The 24,476-nt window shown below is 39.0% G+C and carries 30 protein-coding genes, 2 tRNA genes and 1 pseudogene; 20 read left to right on the plus strand and 13 right to left on the minus strand.

Annotated features, from left to right (window positions below; genetic code table 11):
• Positions 1-361 precede the first annotated feature (361 nt).
• The 3 genes from ACTS4L_RS05000 to ACTS4L_RS05010 all read left to right on the plus strand — a co-directional run bounded on the left by ACTS4L_RS05000 (position 362) and on the right by ACTS4L_RS05010 (position 941).
• Positions 362-437: transfer RNA gene (locus ACTS4L_RS05000), tRNA-Thr, on the plus strand.
• An 8-nt stretch (positions 438-445) separates the two neighbouring features.
• Positions 446-522: transfer RNA gene (locus ACTS4L_RS05005), tRNA-Asp, on the plus strand.
• A 119-nt stretch (positions 523-641) separates the two neighbouring features.
• Positions 642-941, plus strand: coding sequence for a hypothetical protein (locus ACTS4L_RS05010; RefSeq protein WP_440617927.1), 300 nt, complete (start codon positions 642-644; stop codon positions 939-941).
• Here the strand turns inward: ACTS4L_RS05010 and rlmH are convergent.
• From rlmH to ACTS4L_RS05055, 9 genes are all read right to left on the minus strand, one after another.
• The gene (gene rlmH, locus ACTS4L_RS05015) at positions 932-1,402 is read right to left on the minus strand and encodes a 23S rRNA (pseudouridine(1915)-N(3))-methyltransferase RlmH (protein WP_440617926.1); all 471 of its coding nucleotides are present in this window, start codon (positions 1,400-1,402) and stop codon (positions 932-934) included. The genes ACTS4L_RS05010 and rlmH overlap by 10 nt on opposite strands.
• Positions 1,399-2,268 (minus strand): peroxide stress protein YaaA, encoded by an 870-nt coding sequence (yaaA, locus tag ACTS4L_RS05020; protein WP_440651761.1) that lies wholly within the window; start codon positions 2,266-2,268, stop codon positions 1,399-1,401. The genes rlmH and yaaA overlap by 4 nt, the downstream gene beginning before the upstream one ends.
• A 139-nt stretch (positions 2,269-2,407) precedes the next feature.
• Entirely contained in the window at positions 2,408-2,809 is a 402-nt protein-coding gene (locus tag ACTS4L_RS05025; RefSeq protein WP_440617924.1) for an HIT family protein, read from the minus strand.
• Positions 2,787-3,551, minus strand: coding sequence for a 3-deoxy-manno-octulosonate cytidylyltransferase (gene kdsB, locus ACTS4L_RS05030; RefSeq protein WP_440617923.1), 765 nt, complete (start codon positions 3,549-3,551; stop codon positions 2,787-2,789). The genes ACTS4L_RS05025 and kdsB overlap by 23 nt, the downstream gene beginning before the upstream one ends.
• Positions 3,544-3,732, minus strand: coding sequence for a Trm112 family protein (locus ACTS4L_RS05035; RefSeq protein WP_117001503.1), 189 nt, complete (start codon positions 3,730-3,732; stop codon positions 3,544-3,546). The genes kdsB and ACTS4L_RS05035 overlap by 8 nt, the downstream gene beginning before the upstream one ends.
• A gap of 3 nt (positions 3,733-3,735) precedes the next feature.
• Positions 3,736-3,960, minus strand: a complete 225-nt coding sequence (locus ACTS4L_RS05040; protein ID WP_440617922.1) for a sulfurtransferase TusA family protein — start codon at positions 3,958-3,960, stop codon at positions 3,736-3,738.
• Complete coding sequence (locus ACTS4L_RS05045) at positions 3,960-5,036, minus strand: tRNA (5-methylaminomethyl-2-thiouridylate)-methyltransferase (protein ID WP_440651763.1); 1,077 nt, start codon at positions 5,034-5,036, stop codon at positions 3,960-3,962. Before ACTS4L_RS05045 ends, ACTS4L_RS05040 begins: the two co-directional genes overlap by 1 nt.
• 94 nt (positions 5,037-5,130) lie before the next feature.
• A complete protein-coding gene (locus ACTS4L_RS05050; RefSeq protein ID WP_440615868.1) occupies positions 5,131-5,469 on the minus strand; it encodes a YraN family protein in 339 nt (112 codons plus the stop codon).
• The gene (locus tag ACTS4L_RS05055; RefSeq protein WP_440615870.1) at positions 5,470-7,488 is read right to left on the minus strand and encodes a M3 family metallopeptidase; all 2,019 of its coding nucleotides are present in this window, start codon (positions 7,486-7,488) and stop codon (positions 5,470-5,472) included.
• Between the two features lie 94 nt (positions 7,489-7,582).
• Here ACTS4L_RS05055 and ACTS4L_RS05060 point away from each other — a divergent pair, with 94 nt between their 5' ends.
• The 3 genes from ACTS4L_RS05060 (at position 7,583) to ACTS4L_RS05070 (ending at position 9,237) form a co-directional block, all read left to right on the plus strand.
• Positions 7,583-8,227: a site-2 protease family protein gene (locus ACTS4L_RS05060; protein WP_440615871.1), complete on the plus strand. Its 645-nt coding sequence runs from the start codon at positions 7,583-7,585 to the stop codon at positions 8,225-8,227.
• Positions 8,228-8,245: 18 nt separating this feature from the next.
• Complete coding sequence (locus ACTS4L_RS05065; protein WP_440615872.1) at positions 8,246-8,617, plus strand: Mth938-like domain-containing protein; 372 nt, start codon at positions 8,246-8,248, stop codon at positions 8,615-8,617.
• Between the two features lie 146 nt (positions 8,618-8,763).
• Entirely contained in the window at positions 8,764-9,237 is a 474-nt protein-coding gene (locus ACTS4L_RS05070; RefSeq protein ID WP_440615874.1) for a TUL4 family lipoprotein, read from the plus strand.
• A 172-nt stretch (positions 9,238-9,409) separates the two neighbouring features.
• On the opposite strand, the gene ACTS4L_RS05075 is transcribed toward ACTS4L_RS05070, so the two are convergent.
• The gene (locus tag ACTS4L_RS05075; protein ID WP_440651765.1) at positions 9,410-10,057 is read right to left on the minus strand and encodes a 4'-phosphopantetheinyl transferase family protein; all 648 of its coding nucleotides are present in this window, start codon (positions 10,055-10,057) and stop codon (positions 9,410-9,412) included.
• 189 nt (positions 10,058-10,246) lie between these two features.
• On the opposite strand from ACTS4L_RS05075, the gene ACTS4L_RS05080 reads away from it, so the two are divergent.
• The 5 genes from ACTS4L_RS05080 (at position 10,247) to ACTS4L_RS05100 (ending at position 14,097) form a co-directional block, all read left to right on the plus strand.
• Positions 10,247-10,486, plus strand: coding sequence for a FitA-like ribbon-helix-helix domain-containing protein (locus ACTS4L_RS05080; protein ID WP_440615877.1), 240 nt, complete (start codon positions 10,247-10,249; stop codon positions 10,484-10,486).
• On the plus strand, positions 10,483-10,902 hold the full coding sequence (locus ACTS4L_RS05085) for a type II toxin-antitoxin system VapC family toxin (protein ID WP_440615878.1): 420 nt from the start codon (positions 10,483-10,485) through the stop codon (positions 10,900-10,902). Before ACTS4L_RS05080 ends, ACTS4L_RS05085 begins: the two co-directional genes overlap by 4 nt.
• Positions 10,903-10,979: 77 nt before the next feature.
• On the plus strand, positions 10,980-11,231 hold the full coding sequence (locus ACTS4L_RS05090) for a hypothetical protein (RefSeq protein ID WP_440615879.1): 252 nt from the start codon (positions 10,980-10,982) through the stop codon (positions 11,229-11,231).
• 36 nt (positions 11,232-11,267) lie between these two features.
• The gene (locus tag ACTS4L_RS05095; protein ID WP_440615881.1) at positions 11,268-13,010 is read left to right on the plus strand and encodes a proline--tRNA ligase; all 1,743 of its coding nucleotides are present in this window, start codon (positions 11,268-11,270) and stop codon (positions 13,008-13,010) included.
• 112 nt (positions 13,011-13,122) lie between these two features.
• Positions 13,123-14,097 (plus strand): KpsF/GutQ family sugar-phosphate isomerase, encoded by a 975-nt coding sequence (locus ACTS4L_RS05100; protein ID WP_440615882.1) that lies wholly within the window; start codon positions 13,123-13,125, stop codon positions 14,095-14,097.
• A gap of 114 nt (positions 14,098-14,211) precedes the next feature.
• Here ACTS4L_RS05100 and ACTS4L_RS05105 read toward each other — a convergent pair whose 3' ends face one another.
• A complete protein-coding gene (locus tag ACTS4L_RS05105) occupies positions 14,212-14,469 on the minus strand; it encodes a helix-turn-helix domain-containing protein (RefSeq protein ID WP_440615883.1) in 258 nt (85 codons plus the stop codon).
• 202 nt (positions 14,470-14,671) lie between these two features.
• On the opposite strand from ACTS4L_RS05105, the gene uvrB reads away from it, so the two are divergent.
• From uvrB to glnD, 3 genes are all read left to right on the plus strand, one after another.
• Positions 14,672-16,693 (plus strand): excinuclease ABC subunit UvrB, encoded by a 2,022-nt coding sequence (gene uvrB, locus ACTS4L_RS05110; RefSeq protein WP_440615884.1) that lies wholly within the window; start codon positions 14,672-14,674, stop codon positions 16,691-16,693.
• A gap of 134 nt (positions 16,694-16,827) precedes the next feature.
• Positions 16,828-17,040, plus strand: coding sequence for a hypothetical protein (locus ACTS4L_RS05115; protein WP_440615886.1), 213 nt, complete (start codon positions 16,828-16,830; stop codon positions 17,038-17,040).
• Positions 17,041-17,146: 106 nt separating this feature from the next.
• A complete protein-coding gene (glnD, locus tag ACTS4L_RS05120) occupies positions 17,147-19,696 on the plus strand; it encodes a [protein-PII] uridylyltransferase (protein WP_440615887.1) in 2,550 nt (849 codons plus the stop codon).
• Between the two features lies 1 nt (position 19,697).
• Here the strand turns inward: glnD and ACTS4L_RS05125 are convergent, their stop codons facing one another.
• A complete protein-coding gene (locus ACTS4L_RS05125) occupies positions 19,698-20,483 on the minus strand; it encodes an enoyl-ACP reductase FabI (protein ID WP_440615888.1) in 786 nt (261 codons plus the stop codon).
• 415 nt (positions 20,484-20,898) lie between these two features.
• Here ACTS4L_RS05125 and ACTS4L_RS05130 point away from each other — a divergent pair, with 415 nt between their 5' ends.
• The gene (locus tag ACTS4L_RS05130; RefSeq protein WP_440615958.1) at positions 20,899-21,528 is read left to right on the plus strand and encodes a TIGR00730 family Rossman fold protein; all 630 of its coding nucleotides are present in this window, start codon (positions 20,899-20,901) and stop codon (positions 21,526-21,528) included.
• A gap of 26 nt (positions 21,529-21,554) precedes the next feature.
• A complete protein-coding gene (locus ACTS4L_RS05135) occupies positions 21,555-21,803 on the plus strand; it encodes a hypothetical protein (RefSeq protein ID WP_440615889.1) in 249 nt (82 codons plus the stop codon).
• A 56-nt stretch (positions 21,804-21,859) separates the two neighbouring features.
• On the opposite strand, the gene ACTS4L_RS05140 is transcribed toward ACTS4L_RS05135, so the two are convergent.
• Positions 21,860-22,099, minus strand: coding sequence for an Arc family DNA-binding protein (locus ACTS4L_RS05140; protein WP_440615890.1), 240 nt, complete (start codon positions 22,097-22,099; stop codon positions 21,860-21,862).
• A gap of 155 nt (positions 22,100-22,254) precedes the next feature.
• On the opposite strand from ACTS4L_RS05140, the pseudogene ACTS4L_RS05145 reads away from it, so the two are divergent.
• From ACTS4L_RS05145 to truD, 4 genes and pseudogenes are all read left to right on the plus strand, one after another.
• Positions 22,255-22,614 (plus strand): annotated as a pseudogene (locus ACTS4L_RS05145) (rhodanese-like domain-containing protein); the annotation flags it as partial.
• 17 nt (positions 22,615-22,631) lie between these two features.
• A complete protein-coding gene (gene ispF, locus ACTS4L_RS05150; protein ID WP_440615891.1) occupies positions 22,632-23,114 on the plus strand; it encodes a 2-C-methyl-D-erythritol 2,4-cyclodiphosphate synthase in 483 nt (160 codons plus the stop codon).
• Between the two features lie 8 nt (positions 23,115-23,122).
• A complete protein-coding gene (locus tag ACTS4L_RS05155; protein ID WP_440615892.1) occupies positions 23,123-23,488 on the plus strand; it encodes a ZapG family protein in 366 nt (121 codons plus the stop codon).
• Positions 23,488-24,468 (plus strand): tRNA pseudouridine(13) synthase TruD, encoded by a 981-nt coding sequence (truD, locus tag ACTS4L_RS05160; protein ID WP_440615893.1) that lies wholly within the window; start codon positions 23,488-23,490, stop codon positions 24,466-24,468. The genes ACTS4L_RS05155 and truD overlap by 1 nt, the downstream gene beginning before the upstream one ends.
• Positions 24,469-24,476 lie beyond the last annotated feature (8 nt).

Here is a 24,476-nt window from a genome sequence, read left to right on the forward strand (position 1 = left end):
CCAGTGGGCTCAAGACTGGAAATTAGTGAAGCAGCATATTTATAAAAATGCAGCGTAGAAACTATATTAGGAATGCTATCATCATGATTCCTGAAAATATTGTCATTGAAATACCTCGCTTAATATTGACAATAATCACTCAGGCTAAATTGTACCGATGATAAGAATAAAAATTCGATAGGGGTTTTGTTTGAAAATATAAAAAAAGTATAAATTTCAGCGACTACTCGCCCTTAGTTAATCAGCAAAAGCTTTGCGCAATCAATTGTTATCAATCCTTAATCAGTTTGACAAATATTTCATTTTTTTTAAAAATTAGGCGTTGACATCTAATCGGAAATCTATAGAATGCCTTTCTGTTGCCGACATGGCTCAACTGGTAGAGCAGCCGACTTGTAATCGGCAGGTTCCGGGTTCAAGTCCTGGTGTCGGCACCATCAAAAGCGGAGTGGTAGTTCAGCTGGTTAGAATACCTGCCTGTCACGCAGGGGGTCGCGGGTTCGAGTCCCGTCCATTCCGCCACGATATCTAAATATTTTCCCAGATTTAATCCCATAAATTAAATTCAAAATAATTACCTGATTTGCATGTATTAAAATACCTGTTAGACTTAAACTCATTAGTAATCCACTGCAAGATATATGAAGTTAGCTAATGAAGATGATGCACTCAAATTACCGATCAAAATTCGTGATCACAAAGGACAGCTGACGATTATCTATATTTCTTATTCAGATGATGGTATTACTTTTAGCTATCTTGAAATGAAGGCAACCTACCCTGAAGAGCGAAACATTCATGGTTGGCTTGAATCAGTGACCAAAAAAAAGATTATGCATTTTCCCAAGAATCTTGATTTCATTTATGAGGAATGTGAGCAAAACCCAGAGAATGTATTAAACATATTCCATCATTATTTCTCAGCAATTCGCTATTTATGATACGGATGACCTTGTAAAATCGTCCACGCACGATAGATCTGCTCAGCAAAAATAATGCGTACAATCGGGTGTGGAAATGTCATCTTTGAAAGAGATATTTTCTCCTTTGCCAAACGTTTGATCGAATTATCAATCCCATCTGGTCCGCCGATCAAAATCGCAATATTTGGCGTATTTTGCTGCCAACTTTCCATTTTTTGCGCAAGCTCCTCAGTGCTAATAAGCTTCGATTGCACATCCAAGATAACCAAATGATCTTGCTCATTGAGCTTAGATAATACTGTTTTTGCTTCTTGCGCCAACCAACCATCAACGGTTCCTGTCTTTGTACGCTTGGCAATAGGTAACTCAATCACCTGCAACTGAATTGAGGAACCTGTTAATCGTTTTTGATATTCATTAACGCCTTCTTGCACCCATGCTGGCATTTTCTCACCCAAGGAAAGTAATTTAATTTTCATGGTTTGACTCGAGTAAAGCAAAATGATTTATCACGCGACAGCTCTGGATTAAAGATATAACCATCATAATCAAAGTCCTTAAGTGCCTCTATATTATCAATGTTATGATCGATGATATAGCGCACCATTCTACCGCGTGCACGCTTGGCAAAAAGCGCAATGGTTTGATATTTATCTTTATGGAATTCCTTAAAATCAACTTCAAGCCATGTTGCTTTAATCATTTTCTTATCAATCGCTTTACTGTATTCATTCGATGCTAAATTAACGATTGCTTGATGATCATTCTCTTTAATAATATCATTTAGCTTCTGCGTTAAGGTTTCTCGCCAAAAATCATATAGCAGCACATTATCAATATAAAACTTAGTACCCATTTCCAAACGGTAGGCTTGAATTAAATCCAATGGTCGAATCAGTCCATATAGGCCTGAGATCATTAGTAAATGCTCTTGCGCATAATCGATTTGCGCTGGCGATAAAGTAAGCGCATCCAAACCTCGATAAACATCACCTGTAAAAGCAAAGAGTGCTTGCTTGGCATTGTCTTTGCCGTAGTTTTTACTATCAAAGTTGATATACATATCAAAAACACCTTCGGCAAGCTTAGGTGATATCTTCATTAAGCGCTCAAACTCATCTGGTGTATAGTGTTTAAGCTTACTTACAAGCTGACTGATTTGTTCAGGAAACAATACTTTACTTGTAAGATCTGTTGGTGCGTTATGGCTGAAGTCTTGACTTTTTGCTGGTGAAATAAGACTGAGCATAGTGATTATCCATTTTAAAATATTTCTGCCATTGTAACAAAACTTGCCATCAATAAAATATAAAATCCCAACCGCCAAAATTTTCTGATATACCAAGCAATTAATCTCTTAATGCGCAGCGTTAATAAAAACAATAAGCCACTGTAATGTCGGACGCTTAAAAAATCATTACCAACCACGCATTCCAAGCGCAGTTAAATATGCCCTTTCATGGCAAGTTGCGGGAAGTAACAGACTAGATAAGCTTAAGCACTCTGGTGCATAAACTCTCTTTTTCATGCGCCAAATAAGCTTGGCTTTCGCTTTTCCCCCACACTACATCTGGCCAGCAAAAGTCATCTTTTTTGCGTCCGATTACATGAATATGCATTTGGGATACGACATTGCCAATTGTCGCAACATTGACTTTGTCAACACGCAAATCCTCTTTTAAAAAGCGAGATAATGTATTAATCAAGGCATTGAGTCTTAGCTGCATTTCGATATCAAGCTCAAACCAATCAGTGACAGTCACTTTAGGTACGATGAGAAACCACGTCACCAATGCGTTGTTTGATAATCGTAATTGTACATCACCAAGATCTTTGATGAGGCTACTGGTATCAGCTAAACGTTTATCGAGCACAAAAGCTGTCATATATCTTCCTTACTTTATCTAAATCAGCTTGTGTATCAATCCCAGGTGGCGTTGACGCCTTAGCTTCAGCAATTGCAATTTTTTGATTATGCCATAGTACACGTAATTGCTCTAAAGACTCGATTTGTTCTAATGGGCTTTTTTCCATCTGTGCATATACCTTTAGAAATCCCGCGCGATAGGCATATAAACCAATATGACGATAATGATCTCCCATTTTAATCTCACCTTGATCAAATACACCACGTTGCCATGGAATCGGCGCTCTTGAGAAATACAATGCATATTGTTCACGATTAAAGACAACTTTTACGCAATTTGGATCATGAATGTCAACTTCGTCAGTTATTCGCTCACACAAGGTTGCCATTACCGCTTGCGATCTATCAACCAACAAATCTGCTGCTTGAATCACATTTTCCATAGGAATTAATGGTTCATCCCCTTGGATATTCACAATAATATCTTCATCAGCAATTGCTAATTTTTGCACGGCTTCAGCTAAACGATCAGTGCCTGATTGATGATCTATTGCGGTCATACATACTGTCGCACCAAAGTTGTGCGCTATTTGTTGAATCTCTTGACTGTCCGTCGCAATCACCACTTGCTCAAAGCCACATTGCAATGCGCGCTCATAAACATGCTCAATAATGGGTTTACCTGCTAAATCAAGGAGTAATTTATTGGCAAGGCGACTGGATTGCAAACGCGCTGGGATAATAATATGACGCTTACTCATAGTGTTTGACTTCTTCAAGCGTTAGCTTCTTAGCTTCTTCTAATAACATGCGTGGCACACCATCGATAATAGGGTATGCCAATTTATCCGCTTTACACACAAGCATCTTGTTTTGTTTATCATATATCAATGATGATTGACACTCAGGACACACTAAAATACTTAATAAACCTTGATCCATCTGTTACGCCTTAATCACAAAAATAAATTCATTATCTATTTCAAGTTGCTCTAAGATAGCATAGCCATTGATCTTACACCAAGCAGGAATATCATGCTTGACACCCGGATCGGTGCATATCACCTTTAACTGCTCACCCGCGGTCATCTTTTTTAACGCATTTTGCGTTTTAATCACAGGCATCGGACATAATAAACGACGCAAATCTAGCTCAAGATTAACTTCCATCAGACATACCACGCTTGTTGCACTTCATCAACTGCAAAAGGTTTCACAGCATGTTCACGCGCGACTCCATCAGGATAAACAAAGCGCACAGTCACTTCGTCAGCCTCTCTGCCTTGTGAAAAGCGCGCAATGATTCTGGCGACAAACGCTTCATCTTGGATGTCAAAATTGCCATCAATCAAAGTAAGTGGTCCGCCATGACTTTCAACGGTGATGTGTGGAAACTGACGCTTGTAACCATTTAGGAAATTATTCTCGCCTTCTTCGCGCGCAATAATTAACTTAAACTCAGGTTTGGGGCGCAAGTGTCGACCTACTTTTAACAGCATAATATCATCAAAATCATAATCACGCTTGTCATTGCGACCTTTCCATAAATCAACGAGTTTATCTGAATATTGCTTATCGGTTAAAAAGCAGCAACCACCAGCAGGTGTCGCATAATCAGTAAAGCCATATGAACTTGCTAGTTCAAATTGTGGTGTGCGATTACGTCCATGAAAACCAAATAGTTTTTCACGATCAACCCAGCCTTCACGCTCAGGCTTAGTTTCAGGTAGATTTTTAGCGCATAATGGGCGCAATAATAAATCATCAACACCTGATTGTTTTTGAATAACTGGCATGGTGTCTTTACGTTGTGACATCGGGCGCTGACCAATTACTTCACCGGTAATAATAAAATCAAAACCATTTGCAAGCGCCCATTCCTTGGCTTTTTTAACCATAAAAATCTTACAATCCAAACACGGATTCATATTGGCACCATAGCCATATTTGGGATTTAATAGCACATCTTTGTACTCTTCAATCACATCGATAATATGTAGTTTAATCCCAAGCTGTTCAGCAACCCACAAGGCATTGTTGCGTTTTTCTTTACTTTGATCTTTCTTACGAATGGCATGTGTATGCCCTTCAACACAAAATCCGGTGAAGAAATTAATTCCTTCAACATGAATGCCTTGATCTGCAATTACCTTGGTTGCCAACATAGAATCTAAACCACCGGAAATAAGCGAAACCGCCTTATATTGTTTAGGTTTTTCTGAATGAGAATTATGTAATGATGTCATTTATTATTTTATGTCTACTTTAAAATTTGCGCACATTGTACGCGCTGTAGACAATTTTTTCATTATTCAAATAGAATTTTCTACAACTTTCTGCTTAAAAAGCTGCCTGCACCCATTGAATATCATCGGCTGTAATACCAATGACATCAAAACGGCACTCGGCATATTGATAATGTGGATGTTGTTGCAGAAAAACTTGTGCTGTTTTACGCACTTTGATCTGCTTGGCTTTTGTCACCATTTCTAATGCCGAGCCAAATTGCGCTGACCTTCGCGCCTTAACCTCAACAAATATCAATACATCCGCAATTTGACCAATTAGGTCGATCTCACCTAATGGTGTCAGAAAGTTCTTAGCAATTAGGTTAAAGCCTTTGGTCTCTAAAAACACTAAGGCTTTGTTTTCCGCCTCACCACCAATGGCTCGACTCATCTAAACAATACCATTATGGCGCAGTAACGCGTCAACTGATGGTTTGTGACCTTTAAATTTTTCAAAGAGCTCGGCAGCTGGTGCTGAGCCGCCCGTCTCCAAAATAATTTGCATAAACTTCTGACCAATGGCTTTGTTTAATACTGACTGCCCCTGCTCCAATTCAGCAAAAGCGTCACTTGATAAAACTTCCGCCCATTTATAACTGTAGTAACCTGCGGCATAACCACCTGCAAAAATATGAGAGAAGCTATTTTCAAAGCGATTAAACTTCGGTACTTCTAACAATGCTGTTGATTGACGCACATCCTCTATTACCTGATGAATGTCTAAATTTTGCGTATCACTTTGATGTAATTGCATATCAAATAATGCAAACTCAAGCTGACGCAACATTGCCAAGCCTGATTGATACTGGCGTGAGGCAACTAACTTTTGAAATAGCGCTTTTGGTAGGCTTTCTTTGGTCTCAACATGCTGTGACAGTAATTGTAACCCTTCTTCACACCAGCAGAAATTCTCCATAAACTGACTAGGTAGTTCAACGGCATCCCACTCAACACCATTAATACCCGAAACAGGCAAATGTTCCACCTGCGTTAAGATGTGCTGCAATGCATGCCCAAACTCATGAAATAAGGTCAAGACATCACTGTGTGTCAATAATGCATCAGCCCCTTCATTAGCAGGCATAAAATTGCACGTCACATAAGCCACAGGCGTTTGCACTGAATGATCCAGACGTTTATAGCGCGTACGACACTCATCCATCCAAGCGCCATCGCGCTTGTGTTCTCTTGCAAAGAGATCTACTAAAATCGCCCCACGAAGTTGCTTACTCTCATCATAAAACTCATATAAATCTGTTTGTGAGTGATAGCGATCCCAGTCATCATTCTTCTTCACTGTGATGCCATAAAGGGATGATAATACACTAAACAAACCTTTCATCACGTTATTCAAAGGAAAATAAGGGCGCAGCTCTTCAGAGGTAAAATCATAGCGCGCTTTTTTCATTTTATCTGAATAATACACACTATCCCAAGGCTTAAACTCATCATTCAATCCATACTCTTTAGCAAATGCTTTAAGCTCCCCAAACTCCTTTTGCGCGTGCGGCTTTGCCTTTTGTAGCAAATCATGCATAAACTTCATAACATCATCAACGGATGTTGCCATCTTAGTCGCAAGTGAAACTTCAGCATAGTTTTTGAATCCTAAAAGCTCAGCTTCTTGTGCCCTTAAGCGCATAATTTCTTGCATAATTTCGGCATTATCGAAGCTTTTATTGTCCGCCTCACTCGAGGCGCGCGTGACATACGCCTTATAAAAAGTCTCACGCAGCTTGCGATTATCCGCTTGCTGCATCACAGAAATATAGGTTGGTGCGTCAAGTCCCAAAATAAACCCATCCTTTTCTTGTGTTTGCGCCTTTAAACGCGCCTGCTCTTTAGCGCTGTCTGACAAACCTTTTAGTTCATCTTCATTTAATGTGTGATAATGCCATGCCATTGTCGCATCAAGCACATTATTCTCAAAATCATTTTGTAACTTGGCAAGCTTGGTAACAATTTGCTCAAACTCCTGACGCTTATCACCTTCCAGATCCACACCCGATAATTTAAAGCTGCGAATAGCATCATTAATCGCCTTAATCTGTGCCTGATCCAAAGTTTTATCATGCTGCAAAATAGTTTGATACGCCTTTAACATGCGCTCATCCTGTGCCGTTTGTGTTGAATACTCTGATATTTTCTCAACACAATACTGATAGACTTCACGCAACTGCGGTGTATTTTTAACGGCATTTAAATGCCCCAAAGGACCAAACGTTTTGCTAAGCTCGTCTTCCGCTTCTTCCAAAGGATAAATGAAATTATCCCACGTATAATCATTCGCTTTAAGTAATTGCTCTTTTAAATCACGACAATGCGCAATGCACTTTTCCACTTCAGTTTTAGCGTTATTAATATCTATTTGTGAAAATTTGGGTAAATCTAATGTAATTACATCACTCATCTATATGTTCCTTGGCATAAATTCTTCATTCTGCTAAGGCTTTATAATACACTTATTTCACTGCGAAAAAATATGAAAAAAGCACTAATAGATAATGCCTGCTGATCTTAACACTTATTTAATGCGTTTTGCGATGTTTATCATCCCAATGCTCTTTGCTATCACACTACATGAAGCAGCACACGCTTACATCGCCAAATTGAGAGGTGATAAAACCGCCTATCTTATGGGGCGAGTTACTTTAAATCCGATTAAACACATCGATATTCTTGGCACAATCATTCTACCAACTGCGATGTTTCTATTGGGTACTGGCTTTTTATTTGGTTGGGCAAAACCTGTACCGGTTAATTTCAACAACCTGAAGAAACCACGCCAAGATATGATTCTTGTAGCAATTGCCGGACCTTTAGCCAACTTTATTATGGCAATTATCTGGTTTTTATTGTGGAAATTTGTACCCAATTTTGGCTTTCACCAGATGGCGCAATTTGGTGTCGTGCTTAACTTGATGTTAATGGTGTTTAATTTGCTACCCATTCCACCGCTTGATGGTAGTCGCGTTATTAGCGCATTACTGCCTTATAAAGCGGCACTACAATACAACCGCTTAGAGCGCTGGGGTTTTTTGATCGTACTTTTGCTACTATTTATTCCCTTTGGGCAATCAAATTTACTCGCAAGCATACTATTACCATTGATTAATAAGCTCGCTTTACTGATTCAATTTATCTTTTAATTTCTCAAGGCGCAAATAATGCAATTAGAACATGAAAAACCGGATACACCGATTTTTGTTAAACACTATAAATCTGGCGAACTGACACTATCACAGCAGAGATTTTCTCACAGTGTGATCATTACACCCGATAAAATCATTAATGATAACTGGGATGTCAAATCTATTGATGAGCTTAATCTTGACGCTATTGAAGCCCTGATTGAGCTTGATGCCCATGTTTATCTTCTTGGCACCGGGGCAACGTCACTGATTCCACCGCAAGAGATTATTGCCGCTTTCGCTCGCTTGGGGAAATCCATTGATTTTATGGATTCAGCTGCCGCATGTCGCACTTTTAATATTCTAGCAAATGAAGGGCGCCGTGTTGCCGCTGCTATCATTGTCTAACATCAAAATACTCGGCATAAATCAATTTTTCGCCACTTTTTCTTAAATTTTCTCTAACCTCCTTGATATCTTTTTGCTATACGCTAGGATTAGGTCTATAGTAATCAGTGATTCTTATAGGTTCATACAACAGAAGGAAGACAACGATGAGAAAAATTACACTACTTGGCATTGTTTCTAGTGCCGCATTATTATCCGCTTGTGCCACATCACCTAAAGCACCTGCGCCACAAATTACAGATACGTCTGTTACGGCAATGTCAGCACCTGCATCAGTCAACTCAACACAAACAGCAAATAACAGTTCACTACCAAGCTCGACGGTTAAGCTAAGTGCTAAAGATGGGCGTTTGATTGCAAAAATATACACTGACTGGAATGGTGCAAAACAAGGATCTCTAAAACTTCACTGGGTTGCACCGAGTGGATCACACTGCGTGAGTACGACCTTCCCAATCATGAAATACAAAGAAGCAAGTGACTACTCTTGGGCTTATAGAACGCTTTCTCACCAAAGCGCTAATGGCACAATCGCATGCCCAGGCGTATGGAAAGCTGAGGTGCTTTACACGCCAACTAAAGTAGTTGTTGGTCAAGCTGAGCTTAACGTTTCTCAATAGAGCGCAGCAGCGCCTTAGCAGTAACTTTCCTAGCAATTAACAACTAATCACTCCCTGAGCGAAGTCAAAGTGGATAAGCTTAGGGTAATCACACTTCATAGAGGCTTCGACTTACGCTCAGCCAACGCTTACACAATCCAAGCGGGAAGGAATATGGTCATAGCCTTAAATTCTACAAAAAATTCAATCTAACTTTGCTATTGCTTCTCTCAAAACTTAAGCACAGTGGTGTATTTTCATCTAATTGTTGATGGAAATAATATTTATCTTGGACGTTTTTCTTTTTACATTCGCCGCTTTCAGTTACTTCAAAAATATAACGATTTAACCCATTGGCAATCCCTTGCCCCGTCAGTTTAAGGCTTGCTTCTTTATATGCCCATAGCCAATAAAACAAATCTCGTTGTGCGCTTTCACCTTTCTTAGCAGCAATCAAGTCATACTCGCTCTTCGCAAAATACTGCTTTGCTATCGCTAGCACATCGACTTTTTCTTTTTTGGTCTGTACATCGATACCAATACGCTGTCCTTGGGCAATTGCTATAACAACATAATCACGCGTATGACTAATATTAAAATCAAGCATACTACCAACAAGAAATGGTCGACCATTACTGGTCTTTGAAAATCGCAACTCAGTAGTAGCAACGCCTAAGCATTCACTTAATAACTTATATCGTAACCATTGCGATGCAATATACTCAATGCGTTTACGCTCCAACTTCAAGTCTCTAGCATAATCTCTAATTTCAAGCGGTAATAGATTAAGTGCTTCCAGCGCATCAAATTTATTTAGATTAAGAACATATATATCAATCATCATTATAGGCTTATTGAACAGATTCATCTTGGCTCCATAGTTAAAATAGAAATTTAAACGTAAACTTGCAGAAATGAAAGCACTTTCATATACTGACAGCACAAATTCCATTATATCGCTCGTGGATTATTTTACGATGTTTGCTTGTAAAGTAGTTTGTGATGGGTATATAAACTCTAGGAGAATGATATGGCTGTACTAACTATCCGTAACGTACCAGATGATGTGCATCGCGCACTCAAGGCAAAAGCATTAAAGCACGGAAGGAGCACTGAGGCTGAAATTAGAGAAATACTAAAAAATGCTGTTGAGCACCAAAATCAAGTGAAACTAGGCAGCTTATTATCCACCATTCGCAAAGAGGTTGGAGTTATCAGACTTGATACACACCGTGACAAAACACCACCTTCACCACTGGATTTCACATGATACTTGTCGATACTAACGTTATTTCAGAGCCATTAAAGCCTCGACCGAATGTAAGCGTTATCAAATGGCTTGATCATCAACTCATCGATGCACTATATCTATCAACCATCAGCATTGCAGAAATTCGATTTGGTATTGCAGCATTACCTTCAGGCAAGAAAAAGACGATACTAGAAGAAAGCCTAGAATCAACCATACTGCCGCTGTTTGCCAATAGAATTTTAAGCTTTGATCAGAATGCTGCAAAAATCTATGCGTTATCAATGGCAAAAGCGCGAAAAAACGGTATCACCGTCGGTACAGCGGACGGCTATATTGCAGCTATTGCAAAAGCAAACTCAATGACCATTGCAACACGCGATACAAATCCATTTCAGGCACTTGAAGTACCTTATATTAATCCTTGGGAGTGTTAGTATTTAATTAAACACGACTACCCAACTGCATGCTTGCATTATATAATTGACACAGTTTACCTAATTGGAGACCCTCCATGAAACAAAAACTCCGTTATATCGCTGATGCTATCTTCTTTCTTGCTTGCATCACTTTTATTGCCACGCTAACCTCTATTTTCTACTTCAATAACTTTAGCATTATCGTTAAAGGACACGTTGTTTACTGGGTTTATGCAGCACCCTTGATGCTATTCTTCTACGCTTTTTTGCGTAACCAGTTCTTAACGGATAAACCAAATGACACAAATTCCGAAAATCCGCTTGAACCGACTCAAAAAACGAGCTAACGTAACCCCACACATTGCTTTTCACAAGATCCTAATATGAGAGTATCACAAACTTTACTTGCCACTGAAAAAGAGACCCCAAAAGACGCTGAATTAATTAGTCATCAGTATATGTTGCGTGCTGGCTTAATTCGCAAACTTGCCTCAGGTATTTATCAATGGCTACCTACGGGTATGAAGGTGCTACAAAAAGTCCAAACAATCGTCCGTGAGGAGATGGAGAATGTAGGAGCATGTGAGATTTTAATGCCTAGCATATTACCTGCTGAGCTATTACAAGAAACCCATCGCTGGCAAAAATTTGGTCCAGAACTTCTAAAAATGCAAGATCGCCATCAGCGTGATTTTTGCTATGGACCAACACATGAAGAACCGATTGTTGACATCGCACGCAAAGAAATTAAAAGCTACAAGCAGCTACCACTAAACCTATATCAAATCCAAACAAAATTCCGCGATGAGATACGTCCACGCTTTGGGGTAATGCGCTCACGTGAGTTTATTATGAAGGATGCTTATTCATTTCACAGCAATTATGATTGCTTAGAAGATACTTATCAGAAAATGCACCAAGCATATTGCAATATCTTAACACGCATGGGACTTAAGTTTCGTGTTGTCAATGCCGATGCAGGCGCCATCGGTGGCAGCAAAACGCATGAATTTCAAGTGCTTGCCGCAGCTGGCGAAGATATTGTTTGTTACAGCAACCAAAGTGATTATGCTGCCAATATTGAAATGGCAGAATCCTTAAAACCAGATCTCACAACACGTAAGCCTCCTTCTCAATCACTTGAAAAGATAGCAACGCCTGATTTGAAGACTATTAGCGATATTTGTCAGCAGTTTGACTTGTTACCTGGAAAAACGGTTAAAACGATTATTATCAAGGATAGTGATAATACACTCTTTGCATTAGTGCTGCGCGGGGATCATGAGTTAAATGAAATCAAAGTTGAAAAGTTGCCTCAAATTAACGCGCCTTTTACTTTTGCCACGGAAGCAGAAATCCAGCAAGCATTTAATGCCAATATCGGCTCTTTAGGTCCTGCTAACTCACCGATTAAAGTGATTGTTGATCATAGCGCTGCGATGTTACATGACTTTGTATGTGGCGCCAATGAAGATGATTTCCATTTTTTTGGTGCAAATTGGGATCGCGACGTTAAAGACTATGATGTTGCTGATCTGCGCAATGTGGTTGCTGGGGACATTTCCCCTGATGGCAAAGGTACACTTGAGCTTACAAGCGGCATTGAAGTTGGGCATATTTTCCAACTGGGTGACAACTACTCCAAAGCGATGAATGCTAATATTCTAGATGAAAATGGCAAGAAGCAAGATCTTATTATGGGTTGCTATGGTTTTGGTGTCACGCGGATTGTTGCCGCTGCAATTGAGCAATCTCATGATAATAATGGCATTATTTGGCCAAGTGAAATCGCACCGTATGATATTTCTATCATTCCAATGAATATGCACAAATCAAGCAAAGTCTTTGAGGTTGCCAATAAACTTTATAATGATCTTAGAGCTGCCGGCTTTGATGTCTTGTTTGATGATCGCAAAGAGCGACCTGGTATTATGTTTGCCGATGCTGATTTAATTGGCGCACCACATCAGCTTATTATTGGTGAACGTGGACTGGAAAATGACATCATCGAATACAAATGCCGCAAAACACAGCAAAAAGCTGAAATCTCTTATACCATTGACGCTGTTTTGCAAAAGGTTTGTTCCAAGCAAACTAGCAACGCCAAACTAAGTCCATGTCACTAATCTAATGTAGTTTATTCAGGGTATAACCATACCCATCACAAACCATTTTGACTTTGCCTTATACTCACTTACAATAACACGCATTAAAAATGCATTACTATTTGATTTTGTTATGTCAAACAACCATCCTTTTGCTCAAGACGCACTAAAAACAATTAATCTAGAAATTGAAACACTTGAACAGCTTAAACAACATATTGGTGACAATTTCATCGCCGCTTGTGAGTTGATTCTCAAATGTCAGGGGCGTGTGATTATCATCGGCATGGGTAAATCAGGACATATTGCCTCAAAGATCGCAGCCACCCTTGCTAGCACTGGAACCCCTTCCTTTTTCGTCCATCCAGCTGAGGCTGGACACGGTGATTTTGGTATGATTACACGTCAAGATATTGTCATTGCTATTTCAAATTCTGGTTCAACACCTGAGTTGACTTCACTCATTCCAATGATCAAGCGCCTTGATATTCCGCTGATTGCTATCTCTAGCAAACCGCAATCAGCATTAGCACAAGCTGCGGATATTTCGCTGAACCTTGGTGTTGAAAAAGAGGCTTGTCCGCATAACTTAGCTCCGACATCAAGCACGACCGCAACCTTAGTATTAGGTGATGCTTTAGCAATTGCATTATTAAATGCCAAGAATTTTAGTGCTGAAGACTTTGCAAACTCGCACCCTGGTGGTGCTTTGGGCAAACGCTTGCTGTTAAAAGTATCAGATCTTATGAAAAGCGGTGCATCTTTACCCGTTGTTACATCTCAAAGCACACTAGAAGATGCGATTTTAGAAATTAGCTCTAAAGGCTTAGGAATGACGCTTATATCTGATGATAACAAAACACTCAATGGTATTTTCACCGATGGCGATTTGCGTCGAATTTTCCAGCAGTCGCTTTATCAAAAAGGGCTTAACATTGCAGAAGTTATGGGCAAAAGACCCAAAACGATTATCGAAGATGCAATGGCAATTGAAGCATTGACTATTATGAATCAATTGAAAATTACCACATTAGCGGTTTTAAATCATCAAAATGAAATTGCTGGTATTATCCATATGCATGACTTGGTACGTGAAGGTATCGCTTAATCAGATAACGAAAAATAAGTTCAATTTTAATTACTCCTCACCCGAGCAGCCTGCGCTGCACGACCTCTCCCGCATGGGGCGAGGTAACCGTTGCTGCAACTTTTTTCATTATGACTAACTTGAAAAATCCAATACAAAAATATCATACTTTTTGATTTTAGATTTCAAAGTCGCTGGGCTTATACCTAATACCTCAGCGGTATTACTTAAATGAAATCCTGTATACGCTAAAGTTGCTTCAATTAAACCACGCTCAATTTCCTCAGTGACTAGACTTAACATAAAGCGTGGCTCGTCTTGCGGATTACGTCTTGCTTCTTCATAACGCATCTCAGCAATGGCATAAATGAATCTTTCTATATTGCTACTCATGATGAATATCCTTATTTAAGTTTGTTACGTCTCTTGTAATTTAAAGATAGAAGTAAATTTAAAGCTTGCATAAAGAGATCAACACTTTGATGCTTGAGTTTTTGCTGAAATCGATGTAATCAAATTGCTATGTTTTAATGTCGCATAAACGCACAGCTTTGCTATTATAGCTTGTGTTTGAATTGAAATTAGCGACCTTACGATGCACTTAGAAAGAAAACAAAATGCCTTTGAACTCCATACAAACTACACCCCTGCCGGAGATCAGCCAACAGCAATTGCATCCTTAACGCAAGGTTTAAAAGAAGGCTTAAAGCATCAAACATTACTTGGTGTCACCGGCTCGGGAAAAACCTATACAGTCGCTAATGTCATTCAGAATGTTCAGCGGCCTACTTTGATTCTTGCGCACAACAAAACACTTGCCGCGCAATTATACGCCGAGATGAAACAATTCTTCCCGAAAAACGCCGTGGAATACTTTGTATCGTATTATGATTATTATCAACCAGAAGCCTATGTTGCTGCGTCCGACACATATATTGAAAAAGATTCATCAATTAATGAACATGTTGAGCAAATGCGTTTATCCGCCACCAAAGCAATATTAGAGCGCCAAGATGTGATTATTGTTGCCACCGTATCAGCGATCTATGGTCTGGGCGATCCTGAGCAGTATATGCAAATGCTACTACACCTTAAGGTAGGTGAACAAATCGATCAGCGCAGTATTTTAAGACGCCTAAGTGACATGCAGTATCATCGCAATGACATGGATTTTTCACGCGGCACTTATCGCGTACGTGGCGAAGTTATTGACATTTTCCCTGCAGATTCCGATAAAGATGCGGTTAGAGTTGAGCTATTTGATGATGAGATTGAAAGCATTAAACTCATCGATCCACTTACTGGTAAAATCACTGCCAATACGTATCGCGCAACGATATTTCCAAGCACACATTATGTCAGCTCAAAAGAGCGCCAAAAAAGCATGGTTGAAGAAATCAAAGATGAATTACGTGAGCGTGTTGCGTATTTTCAAAAGGAAAACCGCCTAATTGAAGCTCAGCGTATTGAACAGCGCACACTATATGATATTGAAATGATTAATGAATTAGGTTACTGCACAGGTATTGAAAATTATTCACGCCTTTTATCGGCTCGCGCATCTGGCGAACCACCACCAACATTATTGGATTATTTGCCACAAAATGCATTTATTGTAATTGATGAATCACATGTTACTATTCCACAATTTGGTGGCATGTATAAAGGAGATAGATCACGCAAAGAAAACCTTGTTAATTATGGTTTTCGTCTGCCTTCGGCACTAGATAATCGCCCACTTAAATTCCATGAATTCGAGGCATTAGTTACGCAAGCTATCTATGTGTCAGCCACACCTGCTGATTATGAGAAAGAGCATCAACAAAACATAGCGGAACAAGTTGTACGCCCAACAGGATTACTTGACCCCTTGGTTGAAGTAAGACCTGTCAGCATTCAAGTTGAGGATGCATTATCTGAAATCAACAAAGCGGTACAAAAAGATGAACGCATTCTTATCACAACCCTTACTAAGCGTATGGCTGAAGATCTAACGGATTATTTATCTGAACACGGTGTCAATGTCCGTTATCTTCATGCTGATGTTGACACCGTTGAACGTGTTGAGATTATTCGCGATCTACGCATGGGCATCTTTGATGTATTGGTTGGTATCAATCTATTACGTGAAGGCTTGGATATGCCTGAAGTCAGTACGGTTTTAATCTTTGATGCAGATAAAGAAGGGTTCTTAAGATCTGAGCGCTCATTGATCCAGACTATTGGTCGCGCTGCTAGGCACGTTAATGGTAAAGCCATTTTATACGCTGAGGTGGTTACCGGCTCCATGCAACGCGCGATGGATGAAACATTGCGGCGGCGCAACAAACAACAGCAATTTAATATTGATCACAATATCACACCAACATCGATTAAAAAGAAGGTTGGTGACTTATTGGAGTTATCACCTGAATTTAGTAAAAAGACTGCAAAAAACAATGCTCGTAAGAAAGTTAAAGATATTGCCATTGATGAGATTATCGGTGTTAAAGAAGCCGTTACACTAGTTAAAAAACTTGAAAAAACAATGAAAGAGCATGCGCGCAATCTTGAGTTTGAACAAGCGGGAAAAATGCGCGATCAAATCAAAGCCATCAAAGAAAAGTATCTATTTTAAACACTTACTGAATTTATTTATCACTAAAATAGCGTATTTTTCACAAGATTTAAGAAAAAATCTACTTGTCGATGGTTAATATCTCACACATATATGCTACAATCTCTGCATCTTCATGGCGATAAAGGTGTGCGATGCGATTTTTACTATGTTTTGCAACATTCGTGGTAATGCTCTATAGCAGCAGCTATGCAGCAGAACGAATGATCACAGAGATGAATATTCCAACAACGCTATCATTTATTCCACAAATTGTGCAAGATCACCCAATTATTGCGCTTATTGCGGCACTTATTGTTATCTCTTACCTGATCCTACGCATTCGCAGGTTCCTTAGAAGCAAATAATACTAACCTATACTGCCCGTAAATCATTTGCGATGTTTCGTTGCCTAGCAGTTTGTAATGAGTATAAAATCTAGAGTTATTCTTATATTAGCTTTTTATCTGCCCCATGATGAAACAACACTGCCAAAGCATTATGCACGATGTCACGGAGATTTTTCTTAAGAAAAAGCATTCTATCTATAAGATATTGCTCATTTATAGCAAGCGCATCGATAAGTTATTGATAGAATATTTCCCGCAGCAAATAGCACATATTTCTCTGATTGCCATTGGTGGATATGGTCGTCAAGATCGCGCATTATATTCAGATCTTGATTTATTGTTTTTGGCAGAAAATGATCAGGCACTAGCAAGTCCCAAACTTTTGGCATTTATTCAAGAATTACAAAGCTTGCCAATTAAAGTTGGCTATTCAACGCATAATATTAGCAGCATCATACAGTGTGCCAATGATGACATTAATTTACTCACTGCTATTTTGGATGCACGTTTTATCTGTGGTAATAACACCCTTTTTGACCAATTTAAATCATTGGTTGAGAACAAACAAAACCTCCCTGTTCATCGCGATTTTATTTATAGCAAATATGCTGAGCAAATTGATCGTGACAGTAACTTCCCAATTAATCAACAACCAGATCTTAAAAACACTGTTGGTAATTTACGCTATTTACAAAGTATTCATTGGCTGTTGATTTACCTTCATCCCAACGTGAATCTACATTATCTTGTTGAGCATCATTATATTACTGCCGATGAATTAGCAAGCTTGAGTAAAGCGCACCGTTTGCTTTCTGCTATTCGCTTTTATTTACATATTTTGTATCAACGCGAGCAAAACTCACTACTGATTGATAAACAACTTATGATTGCTGAGTTTTTTGGTTTTAAGCATAAAAAGCCACATAAAAGCATTGAGCTATTTATGCAGCATTATTACAACAGTATTCGTCACGTTAAACTTATTAACCGCATTATTTTCCATGAGCTAATGGCATCACAAGTGATAAGCAACAACATCGCGCTTAATGAAGGTTTTAGTATTTATGGTGGTATTTTAAAGCATGTACAAAACGACTACCCCAACCACATAAACCATATTTTGACGCCTTTTAAATATTTTTGCCAACATAAAGAGATTAAAACACTTGATGCTCATATCGTGCGTAATACACTGCAACTCCTTTCACAATTAGCTAAGAAAAACTTACTTTCTAACCAAACATTACAGCAACAATTTTTAGCGATTTTCACCTATCCATATAATATTAAAGGTGCGCTAAGCATTATGATGGATTTAGGGATTGTTGAAAAAATCATTCCTGAGTTTGCCATTAGCAAAGGTCAGATGCAGTTTGACCTATATCATCAATACACGGTGGATCGCCACACGATTGAGGTGATTAGCAACCTACGCAGCATGCGAACGACAAACTTTGCGCAAGCTTTTCCACTAGCCTATCGGGTGATGCTCAAACATCCTACGCAACGACTATTGTATATTGCAGCATTCTTTCATGATATTGGCAAAGGATCCGGTGTGGATCATAGCAAATTCGGCGCACGCCTTGTGCAAAAATATGCTGAAATTTGGCGTTTAAAACAAGATGAAATCCATTTGTTATCATGGTTAGTCAAACATCACTTGGCATTTTCTCGTATGATCAAAAAAGAAGATATCTATGACGGGACGATTATCACGCAATTTGCTGAATTCTGCCAAAACCAGTACTATCTCGATAGTTTGTTTCTTTTGACTATTGCTGATATTAAAGGCACTAACCCCACACTGTGGACACGTTGGCAACAAACAATGTTTGAGCATCTGTATACGCGTACTAGCGAGTTATTGAGCAAGTCCGTCAATCTCTCACTTAAAGAGCAAGTTGGCGAAACGCAGAAGAAGATTCTGGCACAGCTAGAGTGCGCTGATCACAACGCAGTTAAAGCGTTATGGGAATGCCTACCCGCTCGTTACTTTACAGAGCAAGCATTAGCAACCTTGATATGGCAAAATAATATACTCTGTCAAAATATAGTAAGCAATAGTCATAACCTATCAATCCATACGCACTTTGAGCATAGTTTAAACCAAACGTTATTGCTCATTTTAAGTACAGATAAAGCAATCAAACTATCCGCACTCTGTTATTTGTTATATAAGGCAAGCATTAACATCACGGAGGCAAGCTTTTTCAAACGCCCCGATAATAAAATGATTTATCAATTTAGCGTCACTAATTTAAATTACCATCCATTGCAAGATGAGCAAGAGCTTCTATGGCTAGAGCAGCATTTAAAAACACTGCTGACATATAAAGCAGTCGATTATACACCGGCTAAATTAAATGCATTAGTCGACAAATCAGCCACAAGGCGCCTTAAGAAAAATATTCAATGGCTTAGTCATCGACATAAAAACTATAGCAAAGTAATCGTTAAACACCCTGATCGACCAGGACTGTTAGCTGCCCTTTGTTATTTCTTTGAAACACACAATCTCCATATTATTCGTGCACGGATTCACACATCAGGGTTCTCAATTGAAGATAGTTTTTATATTACAGATAGTAATGATCAACCGATCATCAAACAGAGTAAGCGCCAATTACTGGCGCATAAGTTTTTGAAATATCTAAAATTGTTAGATAAGTAAATTACTCCATTGCACCCATGCTTACACAATGATATCCAGCATCAACGTATACCACTTCACCCGTAATTCCACTAGCAAGGTCAGATGCTAAAAATGCGACCGTATTACCGACTTCAATAATATCAACATTACGCTTAAGCGGTGCTACTTGCGCATTATAATCGAGCATTTTTCTAAAGCTCTTAATACCCGATGCTGCCAATGTGCGAATTGGTCCTGCTGAAACAGCATTGGCGCGAATGCCCTCGCCACCCAAAGATAATGCAGTATAGCGCACAGTTGCCTCAAGAGAGGCTTTGGCAATACCCATTGTGTTATAGCTTGGCATCGCACGCTCAGCACCTAAGTAAGTTAACGTCACTAAAGAGCCATTACGATTTTGCATCATACTGCGTCCCGCTTTTGCTAATGCCGCAAAGCTATAAGCGCTAATATCATGTGCAACTTTGAATCCTTCACGATTAACGGCTGAAATAAAATCACCCTCAAGCTGATCAGCTGGCGCATAAGCTACTGAATGGATAATACTATCTAAACCATCCCATTTTTTGCCAAGCTCAACAAATACATTATCGATCTGTTCATCATTGGTAACATCACATTCGATAAGCGCTGCAGGATTATAATGTGAGGTAAGCTTTTCAATACGCTCTTTAAAACGCTCATTTTGATAAGTAAATGCAAGCTCAGCACCCTCGCGATGCATGGCTTCGGCAACGCCATAGGCAATTGACTTATTACTTAATAGACCGACGATTAAAACTTTTTTACCCGTTAAAAAACCCATCATGTTTCCTTTTATTTTTAATGATATGCGCAATTGGTACTTATTATGCAATAATTTCTTAAATTACGCAGCACCTAACATAGCATATACCCACCGTAAATCATTTTGCGGTGTTTATTTGCAAAGCAATTTGTGATGATTTTGACAAGTTGGATTGCAGGTAATAGCTAGGACTATTGCCAAAATTCAACTTGGTAAAAGCACGGAAAGTGCAAAGCAAGCAATTCTGCAAAATGGTTTGTGGTGGGTATCTAATTGAGTTTGTGTTACCATATCTTGCTATCATTATCGAATACAACACTAAAAAATGAATAAAACAAGAAAAACCGTTCACCCACGCTCACATACTGAGGCAACAACGTATGGCAATGTCCATTTTGATCAATCACGTGCTACTTGGAATATTTTCAAAGTCATGTCAGAGCTTGTCGAGGGTTATGAGTGTCTTGATGACATCCAACCGGCTGTAAGCATCTTTGGTTCTGCACGCCTTCCAAGCACATCACCTCACTTTAAGGATGCCGAGGAAATTGCGCACAGATTATCTAATGAGGGCTTCAGTATTATTACAGGTGGCGGTCATGGCATTATGGCTGCAGGTAATATCGGCGCATCAAAAGGTGAAGGCTTAAGCATTGGTTTAAATATTCATTTACCTTTTGAGCAAGTGCCAAACCAGCATCAAGATATTTCGTTACACTATCGTTATTTTTTCACACGTAAAGCGATGTTTGTCAAACACTCAATGGCATATATCGGCATGCCCGGTGGCTTTGGCACATTAGATGAGCTATTTGATATTGCCACTTTAGTACAAACCAAGAAAAAACGTCATATGCCGATCATTCTGTTTAATACTAGTTTTTGGGGCGGGTTAGTCGAATGGATAAAAACAAAGCTTGTCGCCGAGGGTGTTATTGGTGAGGAAGACACCAAGCTTTTGATTATGACGGACTCGATTGACAAAGTTGTTGAGATTATTAGTGAACATCACAAACATAATCAACGCAAAGATATTGACAAGAAACCCGAGTTTATTTTTTAATCACTTACAAGCATTAGGAAATCACTATGGATTATTTTCATCAAGCCGTGATCAATCTCTATCAAAACATTTACTACGTTATCAGCGCATTCACTGTAATCGTGCATCTTGTTTGTACATTAGCGATCATTCGTGATTTAAACAATTTCACCAAACATAATGTAACACCACAAATGATGCCAGGCTTTGCTTGGACTATCACCGTTCTTATTAGCGGTATTTGGGGGTTGTTTATTTACTGGATTATGCATCATTCGAGCCTTTCACGACGCTAGTAACAAAAAACAATCATCACAAATAGAGAGTGATGCTGATTTAGGTAGCAATTCTATCACATCTCATCTTTACTTAAAGGCTTATTATTACTTACATTTTCATCCAAAAATGCGACTAGCTCATTTGGTGCCATCTTGACGGTGTTTTTGTTAAGATTCGACATTACTTTAGCTAAAGCAACCCTTTCAGATACTGCACTCATAACAAACTGATTCATAGAGACTCCCTCTATCTCAGCAACTTGTTTTAAATCATCATAGATTGAATTAGGTAATCTTAATGCAAAATTAGCCATGATAAGCCTCCTTGGTATCTAGTATTATTTTCACAGCATGCCATCGGCTACTAGCTTATATTGATATTATTCCTTTGTCATTAAAACTATAAGTTGCTGAGAGACTAAGGTACAATAACACCTTTTACACACAGGCAAAAAGCAAAGGACGTAAGATGCAACACAATACTGAATTTCTTAAACTGGTCAATGATGCCAAAACACGCATCAAAGAATGCGATGTTTTTCACATCAAAAATATGCTTGATAATAACACATTAGATGGTCTTCTTATTGATGTCCGTGAAGAATCTGAATTTGCGCACTCGCACTTGCCTGGCGCCAATCATTTAAGCCGTGGCATTATTGAAGTTAAAATTGAACAACTCATTCCTAACAAAAATCAAAAGATGTACTTATATTGCGGTGGTGGTTTTCGCTCAGCACTAAGTGCTGACAACCTACAAAAAATGGGTTATGACAATGTTATCTCGGTCGATGGTGGTTTTCGTGCATGGACTGGCAATAGCTTCCCATTAAGTGTCAAGGATTAATGATGTTTCGTATTGGTCACGGCTATGATGTGCATCGCATCTTTAACGAAGATAAGCCATTAATGCTTGGGGGAATTGAGATTGATGCGCCTTTTTCTCTTGAGGCGCACTCCGATGGCGATGTCATTTTACACGCCGTTACCGATGCAGTTCTTGGTGCTGGAGCATTAGGTGATATTGGTCAGCATTTCCCTGACACTGACCCCAAACATAGAAATCAAGCAAGCAAAGATTTTTTAGTGCATGCGCAACACGGCATCAAAACACAAGGTTATCAAATTGCTAATATAGATGTGACGGTTGTTGCTCAAGTGCCTAAGCTTGCCCCTTATATTCTTGAAATGCGTCAATGTATTGCAACGCTGTTGCAGCTTACCTTAAATCAAGTTAACATCAAGGCAACCACGACTGAAAAACTTGGGTTTACCGGCAGAAAAGAAGGTATCGCCTGCCATGCGGTTGCCCTCATTTATCAACAATAGGAGCCAATATGCTTATTTCGTTAATTTTGGGTATTATCGCCGCTTTTATCATCGGACTTGCGATTGGATTAAGTGTACGTAAAAGTAGCAAAAATCTTAGCAATGAGTTAGACGAAACTAAGACGCTGCTAACACACTATCAAAACACCATCAATGAACATGTGCATAAAACACATGAAATTATGGAAAACATTTACCAACAATTTTCTGAGCTGCAGAAACATTCGCAAGAATACAGTGTTAAGCTCAATCTTGACCCATCAAGACAGTCTTTATTGCAGCCCAAAGCCTATCGCGATAAAGAAAAAACCCATCAGCTCAACAATGAGCCACAATACCCTAAAGACTATGCTTCTGAAGGCGAAGAAAAATAATGAGTCAACCGATTGGCAAACTGAAAACATATAATCAAGACTTCTTGGTTGAAGAAATTTTTGATTTTGACTTAACCGGTAATGGCGAGCATATTTGGCTGTTTATCGAAAAAAATGGTTTAAACACCAAAGATATTATCCGTGCATTATCTCGATATACAGGTCTTAAGCAGCGCGATATCGGCTATAGTGGTTTGAAAGATAAACACGCGATCACCAGACAATGGTTTTCCCTATATTATCCTAGTAAAGCTGATATCGATTTTAGTGAGTTTAATGTTGAAAATTGTAACATCCTACGCATCAATCGCCACAATAAAAAGCTTAAAATTGGCAGCCACAAAGCCAATCATTTTACCCTTGTATTACGCGATTTAACGTTACCATTCCCAGAAATAGAGCCCAAGATTAAACATATTGTGCAACACGGCTTTATTAATCTTTTTGGTGAGCAGCGTTTTGGTCATGATAATCTACAACAAGCACATGATGTTGTTGATGGCAAAATCAAGCTTAACCCAAAAGATCATGGCTTTTTATTATCCGTTATGCGCAGCTTTTTATTTAATGCTTATGTCCAGTTTCGCCAACAAAATCATACAGATCAAAAGGCTTTAATCGGCGACATTGTTGGCTTTAGCGATGGTAATAGCGTCTTTCAAGTCACCGCGGAGAATCAAGATGAAATCCAACAGCGTATTGAGTCCAAAGAGTTAAGCATTGCCGCACCATTGATTGGTAAACAGCAAAAGTTATTCTTTACTAATGAAGCATTGCGCCAATATGAACAGTTTACCCAAGCTCATGGCAAGTTTATTGATTATTTAGCTGCACATAGTGAAATGCAATTTCGCAGCATCTATGCTTATGCGAAAAACTTAGATTATAGCCATGATGTATCAAAAAACACTTTAACACTTAGCTTTAGCTTAGGAACTGGCGCGTACGCCACCTCATTAATTGAGGCATTATCCGCATAAAAGGAATA

It is taken from the genome of Cysteiniphilum sp. 19S12-1 (assembly GCF_052030685.1).
Classification (GTDB): domain Bacteria; phylum Pseudomonadota; class Gammaproteobacteria; order Francisellales; family Francisellaceae; genus Caedibacter.

Coding starts and splice junctions, on each gene's coding strand:
- ACTS4L_RS05010 (WP_440617927.1), top strand. CDS start 642: ATGAAGTTAGCTAATGAAGATGATGCACTCAAATTACCGATCAAAATT.
- rlmH (WP_440617926.1), bottom strand. CDS start 1,402: ATGAAAATTAAATTACTTTCCTTGGGTGAGAAAATGCCAGCATGGGTG.
- ACTS4L_RS05025 (WP_440617924.1), bottom strand. CDS start 2,809: ATGACAGCTTTTGTGCTCGATAAACGTTTAGCTGATACCAGTAGCCTC.
- kdsB (WP_440617923.1), bottom strand. CDS start 3,551: ATGAGTAAGCGTCATATTATTATCCCAGCGCGTTTGCAATCCAGTCGC.
- ACTS4L_RS05035 (WP_117001503.1), bottom strand. CDS start 3,732: ATGGATCAAGGTTTATTAAGTATTTTAGTGTGTCCTGAGTGTCAATCA.
- ACTS4L_RS05040 (WP_440617922.1), bottom strand. CDS start 3,960: ATGGAAGTTAATCTTGAGCTAGATTTGCGTCGTTTATTATGTCCGATG.
- ACTS4L_RS05045 (WP_440651763.1), bottom strand. CDS start 5,036: ATGACATCATTACATAATTCTCATTCAGAAAAACCTAAACAATATAAG.
- ACTS4L_RS05050 (WP_440615868.1), bottom strand. CDS start 5,469: ATGAGTCGAGCCATTGGTGGTGAGGCGGAAAACAAAGCCTTAGTGTTT.
- ACTS4L_RS05055 (WP_440615870.1), bottom strand. CDS start 7,488: ATGAGTGATGTAATTACATTAGATTTACCCAAATTTTCACAAATAGAT.
- ACTS4L_RS05060 (WP_440615871.1), top strand. CDS start 7,583: ATGCCTGCTGATCTTAACACTTATTTAATGCGTTTTGCGATGTTTATC.
- ACTS4L_RS05065 (WP_440615872.1), top strand. CDS start 8,246: ATGCAATTAGAACATGAAAAACCGGATACACCGATTTTTGTTAAACAC.
- ACTS4L_RS05070 (WP_440615874.1), top strand. CDS start 8,764: ATGAGAAAAATTACACTACTTGGCATTGTTTCTAGTGCCGCATTATTA.
- ACTS4L_RS05075 (WP_440651765.1), bottom strand. CDS start 10,057: ATGATTGATATATATGTTCTTAATCTAAATAAATTTGATGCGCTGGAA.
- ACTS4L_RS05080 (WP_440615877.1), top strand. CDS start 10,247: ATGGCTGTACTAACTATCCGTAACGTACCAGATGATGTGCATCGCGCA.
- ACTS4L_RS05085 (WP_440615878.1), top strand. CDS start 10,483: ATGATACTTGTCGATACTAACGTTATTTCAGAGCCATTAAAGCCTCGA.
- ACTS4L_RS05090 (WP_440615879.1), top strand. CDS start 10,980: ATGAAACAAAAACTCCGTTATATCGCTGATGCTATCTTCTTTCTTGCT.
- ACTS4L_RS05095 (WP_440615881.1), top strand. CDS start 11,268: ATGAGAGTATCACAAACTTTACTTGCCACTGAAAAAGAGACCCCAAAA.
- ACTS4L_RS05100 (WP_440615882.1), top strand. CDS start 13,123: ATGTCAAACAACCATCCTTTTGCTCAAGACGCACTAAAAACAATTAAT.
- ACTS4L_RS05105 (WP_440615883.1), bottom strand. CDS start 14,469: ATGAGTAGCAATATAGAAAGATTCATTTATGCCATTGCTGAGATGCGT.
- uvrB (WP_440615884.1), top strand. CDS start 14,672: ATGCACTTAGAAAGAAAACAAAATGCCTTTGAACTCCATACAAACTAC.
- ACTS4L_RS05115 (WP_440615886.1), top strand. CDS start 16,828: ATGCGATTTTTACTATGTTTTGCAACATTCGTGGTAATGCTCTATAGC.
- glnD (WP_440615887.1), top strand. CDS start 17,147: ATGATGAAACAACACTGCCAAAGCATTATGCACGATGTCACGGAGATT.
- ACTS4L_RS05125 (WP_440615888.1), bottom strand. CDS start 20,483: ATGGGTTTTTTAACGGGTAAAAAAGTTTTAATCGTCGGTCTATTAAGT.
- ACTS4L_RS05130 (WP_440615958.1), top strand. CDS start 20,899: ATGTCAGAGCTTGTCGAGGGTTATGAGTGTCTTGATGACATCCAACCG.
- ACTS4L_RS05135 (WP_440615889.1), top strand. CDS start 21,555: ATGGATTATTTTCATCAAGCCGTGATCAATCTCTATCAAAACATTTAC.
- ACTS4L_RS05140 (WP_440615890.1), bottom strand. CDS start 22,099: ATGGCTAATTTTGCATTAAGATTACCTAATTCAATCTATGATGATTTA.
- ispF (WP_440615891.1), top strand. CDS start 22,632: ATGATGTTTCGTATTGGTCACGGCTATGATGTGCATCGCATCTTTAAC.
- ACTS4L_RS05155 (WP_440615892.1), top strand. CDS start 23,123: ATGCTTATTTCGTTAATTTTGGGTATTATCGCCGCTTTTATCATCGGA.
- truD (WP_440615893.1), top strand. CDS start 23,488: ATGAGTCAACCGATTGGCAAACTGAAAACATATAATCAAGACTTCTTG.